13 protein-coding genes are annotated in these 13,668 nt (G+C 43.1%); 7 read left to right on the top strand and 6 right to left on the bottom strand.

All coding sequences use genetic code 11. From position 1 onward, the window contains the following. The first annotated feature begins 133 nt into the window (after positions 1-133). Positions 134-928: an SDR family NAD(P)-dependent oxidoreductase gene (locus tag ABD894_RS01860; RefSeq protein ID WP_345209275.1), complete on the top strand. Its 795-nt coding sequence runs from the start codon at positions 134-136 to the stop codon at positions 926-928. A gap of 55 nt (positions 929-983) precedes the next feature. Here ABD894_RS01860 and ppnP read toward each other — a convergent pair whose 3' ends face one another. Continuing rightward, on the bottom strand, positions 984-1,265 hold the full coding sequence (gene ppnP, locus ABD894_RS01855) for a pyrimidine/purine nucleoside phosphorylase (RefSeq protein WP_345209274.1): 282 nt from the start codon (positions 1,263-1,265) through the stop codon (positions 984-986). A gap of 150 nt (positions 1,266-1,415) precedes the next feature. Here ppnP and ABD894_RS01850 point away from each other — a divergent pair, with 150 nt between their 5' ends. Further along, positions 1,416-1,559: a hypothetical protein gene (locus tag ABD894_RS01850; protein WP_345209273.1), complete on the top strand. Its 144-nt coding sequence runs from the start codon at positions 1,416-1,418 to the stop codon at positions 1,557-1,559. A gap of 3 nt (positions 1,560-1,562) precedes the next feature. On the opposite strand, the gene ABD894_RS01845 is transcribed toward ABD894_RS01850, so the two are convergent. The 3 genes from ABD894_RS01845 to ABD894_RS01835 are packed head-to-tail and all read right to left on the bottom strand — an operon-like array spanning position 1,563 to position 3,522. Continuing rightward, complete coding sequence (locus ABD894_RS01845; protein WP_345209272.1) at positions 1,563-2,372, bottom strand: DUF817 domain-containing protein; 810 nt, start codon at positions 2,370-2,372, stop codon at positions 1,563-1,565. Next, complete coding sequence (locus tag ABD894_RS01840; protein ID WP_345209271.1) at positions 2,369-3,127, bottom strand: oxygenase MpaB family protein; 759 nt, start codon at positions 3,125-3,127, stop codon at positions 2,369-2,371. Before ABD894_RS01840 ends, ABD894_RS01845 begins: the two co-directional genes overlap by 4 nt. Next, positions 3,115-3,522 carry a ribosomal maturation YjgA family protein gene (locus ABD894_RS01835; protein WP_345209270.1) on the bottom strand — a complete coding sequence of 136 codons (408 nt, stop codon included), beginning with the start codon at positions 3,520-3,522 and terminating at the stop codon, positions 3,115-3,117. Before ABD894_RS01835 ends, ABD894_RS01840 begins: the two co-directional genes overlap by 13 nt. Before the next feature lie 316 nt (positions 3,523-3,838). Between ABD894_RS01835 and ABD894_RS01830 the strand changes: the two genes are divergently transcribed. The 3 genes from ABD894_RS01830 (at position 3,839) to ABD894_RS01820 (ending at position 6,230) form a co-directional block, all read left to right on the top strand. Next, on the top strand, positions 3,839-4,336 hold the full coding sequence (locus tag ABD894_RS01830) for a hypothetical protein (RefSeq protein ID WP_345209269.1): 498 nt from the start codon (positions 3,839-3,841) through the stop codon (positions 4,334-4,336). A 212-nt stretch (positions 4,337-4,548) separates the two neighbouring features. Continuing rightward, entirely contained in the window at positions 4,549-5,094 is a 546-nt protein-coding gene (locus ABD894_RS01825) for a GNAT family N-acetyltransferase (protein ID WP_345209268.1), read from the top strand. 11 nt (positions 5,095-5,105) lie between these two features. Then, complete coding sequence (locus ABD894_RS01820; protein WP_345209267.1) at positions 5,106-6,230, top strand: M20 family metallo-hydrolase; 1,125 nt, start codon at positions 5,106-5,108, stop codon at positions 6,228-6,230. 80 nt (positions 6,231-6,310) lie between these two features. Here the strand turns inward: ABD894_RS01820 and ABD894_RS01815 are convergent, their stop codons facing one another. Then, a complete protein-coding gene (locus ABD894_RS01815) occupies positions 6,311-7,174 on the bottom strand; it encodes a 3-keto-disaccharide hydrolase (RefSeq protein WP_345209266.1) in 864 nt (287 codons plus the stop codon). Between the two features lie 222 nt (positions 7,175-7,396). Here ABD894_RS01815 and ABD894_RS01810 point away from each other — a divergent pair, with 222 nt between their 5' ends. Next, positions 7,397-8,746, top strand: a complete 1,350-nt coding sequence (locus ABD894_RS01810; protein ID WP_345209265.1) for a PhoH family protein — start codon at positions 7,397-7,399, stop codon at positions 8,744-8,746. Here ABD894_RS01810 and ABD894_RS01805 read toward each other — a convergent pair. After that, entirely contained in the window at positions 8,738-10,882 is a 2,145-nt protein-coding gene (locus tag ABD894_RS01805; RefSeq protein WP_345209264.1) for an FUSC family protein, read from the bottom strand. The genes ABD894_RS01810 and ABD894_RS01805 overlap by 9 nt on opposite strands. Before the next feature lie 197 nt (positions 10,883-11,079). Here ABD894_RS01805 and ABD894_RS01800 point away from each other — a divergent pair, with 197 nt between their 5' ends. Continuing rightward, on the top strand, positions 11,080-13,656 hold the full coding sequence (locus tag ABD894_RS01800; RefSeq protein ID WP_345209263.1) for a phosphoenolpyruvate carboxylase: 2,577 nt from the start codon (positions 11,080-11,082) through the stop codon (positions 13,654-13,656). The last annotated feature ends 12 nt before the right edge of the window (positions 13,657-13,668 follow it).

Raw genomic sequence — 13,668 nt, 5'->3', positions numbered from 1 at the left:
AGATAAGGCCTCTTTTTGTAAACAGCGGTTAATGACTTTAGTATAACACGTTTATGACCTTTGGCGAACAAACACTACTATAACAATCACGTTATTTGTTCACGAAAAACAACATCCTAACACTTATAAAAAAATGGATTTACAACTCACCGGAAAAACCGCTTTTGTAAGCGGCTCTACACAAGGCATCGGCTTTGCCATAGCAAAAAAATTATTACAGGAAGGTGCAAGCGTTATTATTAATGGTCGCAGCCAGGAACGCGTTGACAACGCCGTTATCAGGCTACAGGAAGAAGTGCCCGGCGCCCGGGTAAGCGGCTTTCCGGCCGATTTTTCAAAGGCCGAAGAAGTGAAGCATTTAACCGAACAGTTGGGCGAGGTAGATATACTGGTAAATAATGCCGGTATTTTCGAGCCTAAAGCATTTGTGGATATAACCGATGAGGACTGGCTGCGTTTTTACGAGGTGAATGTGTTGAGCGGCATACGCTTATCGCGCCATTTTTTACCTAAAATGCTGGCAAAAAACTGGGGCCGTATCATTTTTATCTCCAGCGAATCGGCTATCAATATACCTGAAGAGATGATCCATTACGGATCTACTAAAACCACACAATTGGCTATAAGCCGTGGTTTGGCCGAACTAACTAAAGGCACTAATGTAACTGTAAACTCGGTATTGCCAGGGCCAACAAAATCTGAAGGGGTTGATGAATTTGTGAGTCAGCTGGCAAATGATAAGGGTATTACCTTTGCACAGGCCGAAGAAGAGTTTTTTAAAACCATGCGGCCAACATCATTGATACAGCGCTTTGCCGATGTGGAAGAGATAGCTAACCTGGTGGTTTACGTAGCCAGCCCTGTGTCGGCAGCTACCAATGGTTCTTCTCTTCGTGCCGATGGTGGTGTTGTTAAACTGATCATATAATATAAAAACACATCGCCGGCTTATTGTTGAAAATATCCGGCGATGTGCTATATCGTTATCTGTATTTACACAGGTAAGAGGTTTGTAAAGAAGCCTTTACTTTAAAAGTAACATTAGCTTCTACCTCAAAAGTTTGTCCGTTAGTGTACGATTGGAATGCCTCGCCATGGGGTAGCAAAATGTGTAATTCGCCTTCTAATACAGTCATGGTTTCGTGTTGCGATGTGCCGAATTCGTATTCGCCCGGTTCCATTACGCCTACAGTGGTTTTGCCTTCGGCAGATGTGTAGCCCAGTGATTTTACTGCGCCATCAAAATATTGGTTTACGTCTATCATGTTTCTTTTTTATTTGGGTGGTGAAGATGTGAAATTTATTCGGCTTTAAAAATAACCGGCCATCGTCATCACTGTATAAACAGAACAAACTGCGTGGATGTTTTGATTTACAGTATTTCGTATATTAGTACAACCAAAAACGCTTACGCCATGAAAGCCGCCTCACACCATCACTCATTTAATGATTTTAACTTTTATTTACTTATTCCGCTGGGTATTGCATTAATGCTGGTTGCCTGCGGTGTTTACATTTTTGTTGAACTGGTTACAATTATACCCGGCAAATATCAGTAGTATTTATCTGTCCGACTGCTTTGCAGTGTTCTTAAACAGTTTCAGTTCGGCTACAATAATAAAACTTACTATAACTAAAAACTCCCACGAGCTGATCTTTTGGTAGTTCACCATTTTCCAGCCTTTGTGCTGGTAGGCGTATTGCCAGGCGCCCAGCAGGGTAGCCATGTTTTCGGCCAGCCAAATAAAAAAGCCGATGAGTAAAAAGGAAACAATTACCGGCATACTGAACTGCCGCCCGTCTACCGTGAATTTCACTATCGCTTTCCTGAAAAAATAAATTATAAATACACCTATCACATACCGTACATCGGGTATAAAGTGATTGGTGAAAAAGTTGATATAAATAAGAGCGCCTAACACCATAGCGGTATAATGATTTGGCCAGTGATGAATATTGAGCTTTAATCTTCGCCATGCCTGGCACATATAACTGGCAACGCTGGCGTACATAAAGCCACTGTACAAGGGCACACCCGCAATTTTAGTATAGGCATGTTCTGGGTATTGCCACGAGCCGTAGTGTACCTTAAACAGTTCCATCAGTAAGCCCAGCAGGTGAAAAATACAGATCACCACCACTTCATCACGTGTTTCAATTTTGGTGAGATAAAGTACTACCTGGATGGATACGCAGGCAATCAGCATAAAATCATATCGTGGAATAATACCCGCGAACAAATGCGATAGCGCGAGCATAACGAAAACCAATACCGGGAACAGGCACGACAACGCCTGTTGTAAGCCGAAGTGAAATAGTTTGCGTGCAAACTCCTTCACGGCCATTCTGTTTGATAAATGCAGACTGATCATAATGCCATATCTAATTGTTGTACCTGTACCTTATAGGCCGATGGAAGCAAGGCGTTCTTAAAAACACGTTCGATCCTGAATAGGCGTGTTAGCTTGTACCCGAAAATGAAGGGCTTAAGCCACAATACCGGTTTTTGCCCTAATAGGGTTTTTATTTTTGATGGAATTACCAGTTGCTGTACCTGCTTTAATATGAGGTAGCGAGGTGTACCGAGGTGTTTCTTATACTGCGCGAAAAGATCTGTAGTGAAATGGCTTTGCTGGAAATTTTTGAGCAAATGGTAGTGGCGCATGGTAAGCCATTGCGCATAATCCTGCGGTAAGCCGTTAATACCCATTCGGTGACCAACACGGTAAAAAACGTCGAATATCTCTGCCTTTTCGTTAGTGCTGAGTTTATTGTATAGTAGTTCATAAGCTCTGATAGAGTAATCTATCAGCATAAATAATACGTCGCGGTATGCCCAGTCGGGTATAGAAGCGCCGCGGGCTTGTTCTACGCCTTTGTGTATAGCCGTTATTTTGTCGATGGCCCGCAATGCTTCGCCTTCACCCGAAAAGATGATCTGTTGTGAGTACACTACGGTAGAGAACAGCCTGTCCAAAGGATCGGCAGGAAGGCGACCGGTAAAATATAGCCAATCTACCGCCTTATTCAGCGCGAATTCGGCTGAAGCACCGGCAAATATGAACAGCACAGTATCGCTGTTGCCCCAAATTTTACGTACGATAGAATCCTTATTTACAAAGTCCATATTTTAGCTGATTTAAAGTATAATGAATATTTAGCTACAGCATATTCTGCCAGTAAAACTATGATGATGCCCAGCGTGTAAGCCAGCATATCGCCCCAGGCAAACGCGCTGCCTATGAGCAGCATGGCTGTTTTTGAGTGCCCAAGCCCCAGGTGTACGGCTAGTTTAAAATATTGCGAAACCTCAACTGCATAGGCAAATGCCAGTGTACCAAGGGTGGTGGGCCATACCGGCGCATTTACAAAAGCCTTAACAATACAATAAATGAGTATCACTACTAATAGGTCGCCACCATAAGGACGAATGATCGTATCATGCGCGTAAATGGCGATAAGCACTTCTGCCGCGAAAAGCAGCAATGCGAGGATGAAATAATTGATATTGAATTTTAACATTGTTTAATTGAAAGTACTTTGTATTTCAAAGTAAATGAATTTTATTGAGATGTACAATAGGGTAGTGGTAATTTATAATGATGGTTGAGCGTGTGCAGGGCGTAATTCGTTAAGGATTTGCAGTGAAAAGCCCGGAATGACTGAGAAGGTTAAAGCTGAAAGGTTAAAGCAAAAGCCGAAATCCTCAAGAAACTTTTTTACGAAGCAGAGAAGTTGGCCGAGCGAAGCCAAGCCCAGATGAGTGGAATTATAGCGTAAAACCTAATAGAGCCAGCTGAATTAATTTATGTAGATTAGGCTATTATAATCAAATGAAATGCGTCAAACCCAACCTTTACCGCAAACACCGAAAAACTTTATACAAAGTGTGACCATAATACATTTGGCACTTGCATTAGGCCAGGTACTTTTTATAGCTGTATGCTTGTTCCTTACTCAAAGCACCGCTATTAATATTACCGATACCAGCGAGATCTTTTTAATAATTGTGCCGGTTATGACTACAAGTTTATTCTTTATCAGTAGTTATTTATACAATAAACAATTAGCTGCCGGTGCCGATGGAGATTTAAAAAAGAAAGCGCTTAACTATCAAACAGCTTTAATTATACGTTTAGCGCTGCTCGAAGGGCCTTCGTTATTGAGTATAGTAGCTTATTTATTAACCGGTAACTTTTTGTATATTATTGTATCGGGCGTAATCATACTCTATTTTTTATACATACGACCAAGCAAGGCCAATGTGCTGGATGCCATGGAGCTTACCTATGAGCAAAAGCTACAATTTGACAAGGCCGACGAAGTAATGCAATAGGCCGCATCCGTATCACCCCCTCTCATTTCGATAAAATAGTCTTCCATTTTGATATGGTTTTTAGGTAGCTATTGTGCTGCTAAAACCATCGCTATTTGCTTATGTGCTGTAATATAGCTTGTTGCATTGAAGCCTGATACACGGGCATTCTTTTAGCTGTTGCGCTATAAACCATGCCGCTAAAATTTAACAGCGGTTAATTTATTAAAGCAATGGAAGATGAACAGATAATTGTAAGGCCGGCCAACCCTTCAGATCATATTTATGCCGGTATCATATCCGAAGAAACCGAGCGCTCGGCAATAGCGCGTGGTTCGGGTATCTCAAAAAGATCAATAGCCTCTATTATCGAAAAAATGGATGCCGGTAAGGCTGTAATAGCTGTATCGGCGAGCGGCTGCTGGGCCGGGTTTTCTTATTACGAGGTTTGGGATGATGGTAAATTCGTATCCAACAGCGGCTTGATCGTATCACCGGAATACCGTAATAACGGCGTGGCTTCGGCTATTAAAGATTTGGTATTCAAACTTTCGCGTGAGCAATATCCGGCAGCGGATATCTTCTCTATCACTTCCGGACTGGCCATTATGAAAATGAATACCCGCCTCGGCTTTGAACCTGTAACCTACGACCAGATAACCCACGACGAACATTTTTGGGAAGGCTGTAAAAGCTGTGTAAACTACGATGTGCTCACCGGTAAGCATAAATGCAATTGCCTGTGCACCGCCATGTTATTTAACCCATCACATAACTAAACCTTACCAAAATGTATACTCAAACAAATGAACAAATTGCCGGTGTAGCTGATACCGAGCTTTTATATCACAACGCGCTTGAGCTGCTTCAACAACTGATAGCCACACCATCATTAAGCGGACAAGAGCATGATACCGCCGCGCTGATACGGTATTTTTTGAATAGCAAAGGTGTAGCAACTACCCGCCTGCACAATAATATATGGGCGTATAATGAATATTACGACGAGGCCAAACCTACCATTCTGCTCAATTCGCACCATGATACCGTGATGCCCAATGAAGGGTATACCCGTGATGCCTTTAAGTCCGAAATTATTGATGGCCGCCTGTACGGCTTGGGCAGTAATGATGCAGGTGGCTGCCTGGTATCGTTAATGGCGGTGTTTCTGCATTTTTATCATCACGAGCACCTGTCTTATAACCTGTGCTTTGCCGCTACTGCCGAAGAAGAAAGCTCCGGGCCGAATGGTTTAAAGGCTGTTTTGCCTCACATTGGCCATATTGATTTTGCCATAGTAGGCGAGCCTACCCAAATGCACCTCGCCACCGCCGAAATGGGTTGCATGGTGCTTGACTGCGCCACACACGGTATAGCCGGGCATGCCGCCCGTAACGAAGGTGATAACGCTTTGTACAAAGCACTGGCCGATGTGCAATGGTTTTCTACCTACAAGTTCCCGAAACAGGCGGCTTTTTTGGGGCCGGTACGGATGACGGTTACCGAACTACATGCAGGCATCCAGCACAACATTATTCCGCACGAGTGCAGGTTTACAGTGGATGTGCGCCTGAGCGATTGCTATACGGTGGAAGAAGTGCTGAGTACTATACGCCAGCACACCCATTGCGGTATTACACCACGACCAGGTATTTTAAAACCCAGCAATATCGACAGAACGCATCCTATCGTGCGTGCCGGCGTCCTGTTGGGACGTAAAACCTATGTGTCGCCCACCAGTTCAGATCAGGGCTGGCTGGATGTACCATCGGTAAAGATAGGCCCCGGCGATTCGTGCCGTTCACACATGCCGGACGAGTTTATATATATTGATGAGATTCGTGAGGGGATAGAAATTTATATCCAACTGCTGGAAACCATGCTGCTTTGCCTGGTAAATAATCCTGAAAAATAATACGGATACAGAAAGATAAGTTAGGGTTAACCATGCTTTCCATCAGTCGCCCCGGAACCCGCGGGCGACTGGTATCCTTATTAAAAGTAAGCGGTGTATTGTGCCGGTACTTTATCAATAGGTTTTATCATTACCTGTTTGTAAAATACTTCTGCGGCTTCGCTTTGTAATTGTAGCTTGCCCTTAACCAGTGGCTTTAATTGATCGCCGTCTTTGTAGGTAGATCCGCTGATAGCCATTACCACATGGCCGTTAACAATATGAATGCTTTTATCGCCAAAACAAATCAGCTCTATCAAATTCCACTGGCCTGATGGTTTTTCGTAATTGTGGCTTTGCTGCACAAAGTTATTGCCCGAACCCATAATGGTTATTTTACCCTTTGGCGAGTAAACCAGCGTATCTTTTTTTGCCGCCGTATTCAAGGTTCTTATTTTAGCTGCCGAAGAAGCTATGCACCAGTAATCGCCGCAACCAGCTTCCATTACCTGTAGCTCCTGTCCAAGCATCCAGGCATGCCAGTAGTCAACACCGGCCGGACCCTGCGAGTGGTATATCACGCCCGAATCTTTAGGTTCATTAAGGCGTGGCACCCATTTTTTATCGCCCCACTTAACCATTAGTTTGAGATGATAGTTTGAAAACTCCTGTTTAGTATAAACACAGCCATATATTTCCCCGCTGATCCGCAAAACAGGTTCGCCATTTACTTCGGTTACGGTAAACACCTTTGCTTCGTTTTTGTTGTAGCCAATCGGTTTTAATGGCGATCCCTTTGCATCTTTAGGTACTTCACCTTTGTAACCTAATTTGTGTCGGTACGAAAGGTACATACCCCATTTGCTTAGGTTCTTATCAAGCAGGTGAGTCCAGCCGGTATCGGTAACAAACGAAGTGCACAGCAAACAAACAAGGCATAAAGTACAGGTAAAAATGGCTTTCATGATCGGGCTTTTAGATAGCCGTAAATTACGCCGTAGCAGTATTGTTATTTTACCAAAATGTTGTATTAATTTAACAATATGGATGGGAGTCAAAAGCGTTATCTGTTTTGTGATATCTATCCTTCGTTTTATACTCAATCAGCCTTTTTCCTCACTGCTTTACTAAAAATCAACTATTTAAAACTTGCTTTTCTGATAGTTAATTAATTAATTTAGTCGGATATGAGTAAGGATGGCAAGAATAAGGGAAACGGGAAGAAGAAGATATTCGTTTTAGATACTTCCGTGATCTTGTATGATCATAACGCTTTTCAAAATTTCCAGGAGCACGATGTGGCTATACCGGTGCAGGTATTGGAAGAACTGGATAACAAAAAATCGGGGAACGATACCCGTAATTTTGAGGCCCGAAGCTTTCTGCGTCTTATCGATGATCTGTCTAAAAATAACCTGATCAATAAGTGGACACCCCTTAACGGCAAAAGCAAAGGCAGCTTTAAGGTAATCATGTACAACAAGATCAGCACCGATGCCGAGCTGATCTTTGATTCTGATAAAACCGACCACCGTATCCTCAACGCTGCTATAAGCTTACAGGAGGAATATCCCGACAGGAGGGTGATCCTGGTATCGAAAGATATTTGCCTTCGCCTTAAGGCCAAATCGTTAAGCATCAATGCCGAAGATTACGAAACAGGCAAGGTTAAAAACGTTGACGAGCTGTACACCGGTAAAACCGAACTGAACAAGATCACCGAAAAGTTCATTGGGCAGCTTAACAAGCAGGATGCCGTTACCGTTATTGAAGACGACCGGCATAATTATAACAATAACCACTTTTATATATTGAACGGCAAAAAGTCGTCGGTATCGGCTTTTTATAATGGCCATAGCTCGCAATTAGAAAAGGTAATTGATCAGCCGGTACTAAATATTCAACCACGAAACCCCGAGCAGGCCTTTGCCATACATGCCCTGCTGCACCCGGATATTAAACTGGTTACCATACAAGGGAATGCAGGTACCGGTAAAACCCTGCTCGCATTGGCCAGCGCGCTGGAGCAGCGTAAATACTACCGCCAGATATTTGTTACCCGCCCCATTGTGCCTTTGAGCAACAAGGACATCGGCTTTTTGCCCGGCGATGTAAAGTCAAAGATAGACCCATACATGGCGCCGATATGGGATAACCTTAAATTCATCAAAGATCAGTTTGTGGGCGACGATAAAATGCAGGCCAAGATAGACGAACTGGTAAGTAACGATAAAATAACCATTACACCGCTGGCTTTTATACGCGGGCGTACTTTAAGCAAGATCTTTTTTATTGTTGACGAAGCGCAAAATCTTACCCCACACGAGGTGAAAACCATTATATCGCGGGCAGGTGAAAACAGCAAATTTGTGTTTACCGGTGATATTTACCAGATTGATACCCCATACCTTGATGCTGAAAGTAACGGGCTTTCGTACCTGATAGATAAGGCCAAGAACCATCCGTTATACGCGCACATCACGCTGCAAAAAGGGGAGCGAAGCGAACTGGCAAATCTGGCTACGGAGTTACTTTAAAATATTCTCGGTAACCTTTACAATATCGTTGCTTATTTTGTTGATGAAATCGAGCTGCTCTTTCAGCAGTTTGTCATCGGCATTCAGTTCCACTTTTTCTATTGCAGGTAAGGCTGCCGGTTCTTCGGCGTTTTTTTCCAGCTTTAGTTCAGCGGTTTCGCCGTTCAGGCGTTTGCTGCTGTCGTTAAGCAGGGCCACACTCTTTTTAAGCGATTTTATAGCATCCGGATGCGGTTTATCCAGCCGTTTACCAATAATGGCTGCTGCCATGGTAGCGATGTATGACGACAGGATATGATTAAGCACCACAAACTTATGCACGTCTTTTATATTACGCTGTTTGCTTTTCGGTTCAGATGTCATGCGCTCAAAGGCTGCCGATAAGTTGGCCGATTCTACAAACACTTCTTTACGCGCCAGTTTGTATTCGGTAGTATCCACCATTTTACCGGCGATACTTCCGCCGATCTTGATCAGGTAATTGGTATTGGCAGAAATAACATTGCGTAAGTTCTCCTTTATCTGCTCAAACTCCCACGATGGAAATATAAAATAGCTGGCTATCAATGCGATGGATGAACCGATGATCGTATCTATCACTCGTTCCTGCACTATGTTGTATCCGCCTACCCCTAAAAACTTAAACAGAATAAGCACGAACGGCGTCATGAAGATTACACTGGTAACATAGTTGAGCCGTACAAAGCTGTAGGTACCTATCATCAGGGCCGTCATGATGATGAACAGCGCTACAGAATTGTGGATGAAGATCAATAAAATCACCCCGATCACTCCACCCACTATAGTACCAATTAAACGCTGAAAATTGCGTTGCTTGGAAAGGCTGAAACCGGGTTTTAATATTACTATAATAGTAAGCAACACCCAGTAGCTATGGTGCCCGAGGGAAATAAATTTAGCTGTAATAAAACCCACCAAACATACCAAAGCCACCCGCAAAGCATGCCGGAACGCCGCCGAGTTCCAGGTAAAGTTATCGAAGAAGATGTGTGCCGCGAAGTCCTGGTGAGTTACAAACTTTGAATACTCTACGTTGCCCTGTTTCTCAAACAATAGCTTTGATGAGGTAGACATGTAATAGTTATGGATGTTCACTATCTTTTGGTTAAGATCGCGCAGATTGATCAGGATCTTTTTAAGCACGAGGTTATGCGTGCTGATCTCGTCTATCTTTAATTTGAGATTTTCCAGGTCGGGGTTAAAATCCGTTAACCGTTTGTAGCGAATGTTTGATAATACCATGAAGGCGATATTATCCACCTCATCGGCCATTTTATGCAACAGTTTGTCAATATCGTTCAGTACGCCGGTATCTTTAAATTTTTCGCGGATATGGCCATAATCGTAATGAGTAGCCATGATCTGCTCAAACATATCCACCAGATCAACGAAAGTGAGCACCAGTATGCGGCTCGCGTTGGTTGATTCGCGTACCATCAGGCGGCTTTTAAATAATATCTCCCTTACATTATCCTGCTGGTGACTTACCTGTACCTGCTGCGATACCAGCTTACGATAATTATTATCAATATCTATATCAACATTATAAAAATCGGCCTTAATACGTAAAAAGCGGGCTATTTCGGTGATGCTTTCACCCAATATCTGTTGCGCCGCACGGTAAGGGCGTATGCCGAAAAAGGTGAGGCTAAACAGCATATACCATATACCACCGGCCAGTATGGTTCCGCTAAAAAGCATTACCTCGTTGGGGGCTATCTCCTTACTCATCATAAATATCATAGAAAGTAAAGAAGCCGTACCTACCGATGCCGCCCTGTTGCCGTAAACGATAAATAGCGAGAACAGGAAAGAGAACACGGTAATTTCGAGCCCGAGGGTAAATATATTGAGCCTTGCAAAACCAGTGATAGCGGCTACAATAAATACGCAAAGGTTACCAACGGCCATGGCGTTACGCTTATGTATTACCGGCCCCGGATTATCTATTACGCACATACACAGCGCCCCCAGCGATAGGGTAACACCTATCTCAAACTTATCAAAATACTCGGCGATAAGTGAGGGTAGTAATATACCGGCCGTAATGCGCAAACCGTCAGAAAAATACTGGCTGTAGAAGAAGCTTTTTATTTCCCGTGGATTACTGATCATTAATTTATAAATGGTTGAAATTTTATCTGTGCAAATTTAGACAATTTAATTGGCCGATATGTTTTGCAATAAAAAATGGCATTAATAACCAATTAATATTAATAATTATACAAATAAGTGCTTATTTTAATTAAATTCACGGCGTTTATTGTTGTGTAAATTATACACCCCGATATTTTTACCTCAACCACTATAATATGTCTGCATCGTTAAAGCTCAGCCAAAGAGAAGCAACCTTTAATAACGAGGTTGTTGCCCGATTTGAGTTGTATAACAGTTTGTTTCAAACACTCCCGTTTTACCAGGTAAAAGATACAGGTATCCTGTTGCCGTTCTTCGCGTCGCATTGCGAGCAGGGGGCTACCCAGCAGCTTTCGCCTACCGAAATTATCGAAACTTTTTTCAAAAAGCATGTTCCGGGTATTGATCACCAGGAGCAAATTAACCGCATGTTCCGTTTTATACAGTATATAGAACGCCAGGTGGTTTTGTTTGATGCTATTGAAGATTCATCATTCGGTAAAATTGGTCGTGCTGCTGATGCCGGTACGCTGCAAAGCTTGTTACAACAAGCTACGCTGAACGATCAATCCCGTAAAGAGATCAGCGAAAAGCTGAAGGATTTTTCGTTGCGCCTGGTACTTACCGCTCACCCTACACAGTTTTATCCGGGTACGGTTTTAGGTATCATGACGGACCTGATCGAAGCCCTGAAGCTTAACGATATCAATACCATTGATGAATTATTACAGCAATTAGGTAAAACGCCTTTCTTTAATAAAACCTCACCAACACCTGTAGATGAGGCTGTTAGCCTTGTTTGGTTTTTGGAGAATATATTTTACCATGCCTTTGCCGGGATACAAACCACGCTTGAAGAAGAGTTTGATATTGATAACCTGCACCAAATACTGGAGCTTGGTTTTTGGCCGGGTGGTGACAGGGATGGTAACCCTAACGTAACTACGGAAACCACTAAATCGGTAGCCAGCTTTTTGAGGCAGATCTTGTTCAGGTGCTACTACCGCGATTTCAGGGTGCTGAAACGCCGTATCACTTTCAGGGGCTTTGGTAAAACACTTGATAACCTCGAAAAACTGCTGTACCAAAACGCCTTCAACCCGCAAAGGGAACCGCACGATGTACAGGAAGAATTATTGAGCCTACTGCAATCTATCCACCAAACTTTGATCACTGATCATGATAGTTTGTTTGTTGATATTGTAGAAGGGATGATCCGTAAGGTACGCTTGTTTGGTTGCTACTTTGCTACGCTGGATATAAGGCAGGACAGCCGCGTTTTACGCAGCGTGTTCCAGTTTGCATCCGAGCAGATCAAGGAATCGGCTATTGCTGCTGACTACCATGATTTGGATGAAGCTAAAAAATTAAAGAGCATCAAATTTAACGAGGCCGATTTTATTTGCCCCGATAATGCCGATGATCTTACAAAAGATACCCTGAACACCATCAGGCTGATGAAAAAAATTCAGCATAGCAATGGTGAAAAGGCATGCCAGCGTTTTATTATCAGCAACTGCCAGCAGGCATCTGATATTGTACAACTGATCGATCTGTTTTTATGGAGCGGTTGGGAGAAGGATAGCCTTACAGTTGATTTTATGCCATTATTTGAAACGGTAAATGACTTAAAGCATGCTGCCGATGTAATGGAAAAATTATATACCCATCCGTTTTACAAAGAGCATTTGAAACATCGTGGCAATTTCCAGGCTATTATGCTGGGCTTTTCTGATAGTACTAAAGATGGCGGTTATTTAATGGCCAACTGGTCTATATACAAAGCCAAGGTAGAATTAACTACTATGGCCCGTAAATATGGCATCCGTTTGGCGTTCTTTGATGGCCGTGGCGGCCCGCCGGCACGTGGTGGTGGTAAAACTCACCGTTTCTATTCGTCAATGGGTAGCGAAATCGCTAACGATCATATCCAACTGACCATACAGGGGCAAACTGTTAGTTCACAATACGGTTCTGTTGAAACGGCAAGGTTCAATACCGAGCAGTTGATCCACGCGGGAATCATATCGGCCCTGCATCCTAACCAGCATGATTTGTTGGATAAGAAGCATAAGGACATGATCTCTACAATGGCAAACGAAAGCTACAGCGCTTTTATGGCGCTTCGCGAAGACCCATTGTTTGTTGAATATTTGGAAAATTTCAGTCCGCTGAAGTTACTTTCAATGGTGAATATCAGCAGCCGCCCAACAAAACGGAATGCCGGTGCGCCGTTAAAACTGGAAGATTTACGCGCTATCAGCTTTGTTACCGCCTGGAGCCAGTTAAAACAAAGTATCCCGGGTTTTTATGGTGTGGGTACGGCGCTGAAAGGAATGAAGGATAGCGGCAATTGGGACGAAATTAAAGAGCTTTACAAAGGTTCAGGATTTTTCCGCACCATGCTGGATAACTGCATGATGTCGATGTCGAAATCGGATTTCAGGGTTACCGCTTATTTGGCCGAAGATAAAAAATACGGTGAGTTTTGGACAAAACTTAAAAACGAGTTCGACCTTACTAAAGCCATGCTGCTTGAACTTACCGGTACCGATGTATTGATGCAGGAATACCCTGTAGACCGTCGTTCAATTGCAATCCGCGAAAAAATTGTATTGCCATTGGTAATTATACAGCATTACGCGCTGCAATTGTTAAACGCGAACAACAATCCGGAGCTGACGGATATTTATAACAAATTGGTGATCAGAACGGTATACGGTATTGTTAATGCCGGCCGTAACCTGGCCTAATCTAATTTGGTA

Source organism: Mucilaginibacter gynuensis, assembly GCF_039541195.1.
GTDB lineage: Bacteria > Bacteroidota > Bacteroidia > Sphingobacteriales > Sphingobacteriaceae > Mucilaginibacter > Mucilaginibacter gynuensis.
This window is presented reverse-complemented; position numbering and strand designations above follow the sequence as displayed.

Bases quoted from the DNA above. Each gene is read 5' to 3' on its own strand.
- ABD894_RS01820 (WP_345209267.1), top strand. From the start codon at position 5,106: ATGTATACTCAAACAAATGAACAAATTGCCGGTGTAGCTGATACCGAG.
- ABD894_RS01800 (WP_345209263.1), top strand. From the start codon at position 11,080: ATGTCTGCATCGTTAAAGCTCAGCCAAAGAGAAGCAACCTTTAATAAC.
- ABD894_RS01840 (WP_345209271.1), bottom strand. From the start codon at position 3,127: ATGGACTTTGTAAATAAGGATTCTATCGTACGTAAAATTTGGGGCAAC.
- ABD894_RS01860 (WP_345209275.1), top strand. From the start codon at position 134: ATGGATTTACAACTCACCGGAAAAACCGCTTTTGTAAGCGGCTCTACA.
- ABD894_RS01825 (WP_345209268.1), top strand. From the start codon at position 4,549: ATGGAAGATGAACAGATAATTGTAAGGCCGGCCAACCCTTCAGATCAT.
- ABD894_RS01815 (WP_345209266.1), bottom strand. From the start codon at position 7,174: ATGAAAGCCATTTTTACCTGTACTTTATGCCTTGTTTGTTTGCTGTGC.
- ABD894_RS01805 (WP_345209264.1), bottom strand. From the start codon at position 10,882: ATGATCAGTAATCCACGGGAAATAAAAAGCTTCTTCTACAGCCAGTAT.
- ppnP (WP_345209274.1), bottom strand. From the start codon at position 1,265: ATGATAGACGTAAACCAATATTTTGATGGCGCAGTAAAATCACTGGGC.
- ABD894_RS01845 (WP_345209272.1), bottom strand. From the start codon at position 2,372: ATGATCAGTCTGCATTTATCAAACAGAATGGCCGTGAAGGAGTTTGCA.
- ABD894_RS01830 (WP_345209269.1), top strand. From the start codon at position 3,839: ATGCGTCAAACCCAACCTTTACCGCAAACACCGAAAAACTTTATACAA.
- ABD894_RS01850 (WP_345209273.1), top strand. From the start codon at position 1,416: ATGAAAGCCGCCTCACACCATCACTCATTTAATGATTTTAACTTTTAT.
- ABD894_RS01810 (WP_345209265.1), top strand. From the start codon at position 7,397: ATGAGTAAGGATGGCAAGAATAAGGGAAACGGGAAGAAGAAGATATTC.
- ABD894_RS01835 (WP_345209270.1), bottom strand. From the start codon at position 3,522: ATGTTAAAATTCAATATCAATTATTTCATCCTCGCATTGCTGCTTTTC.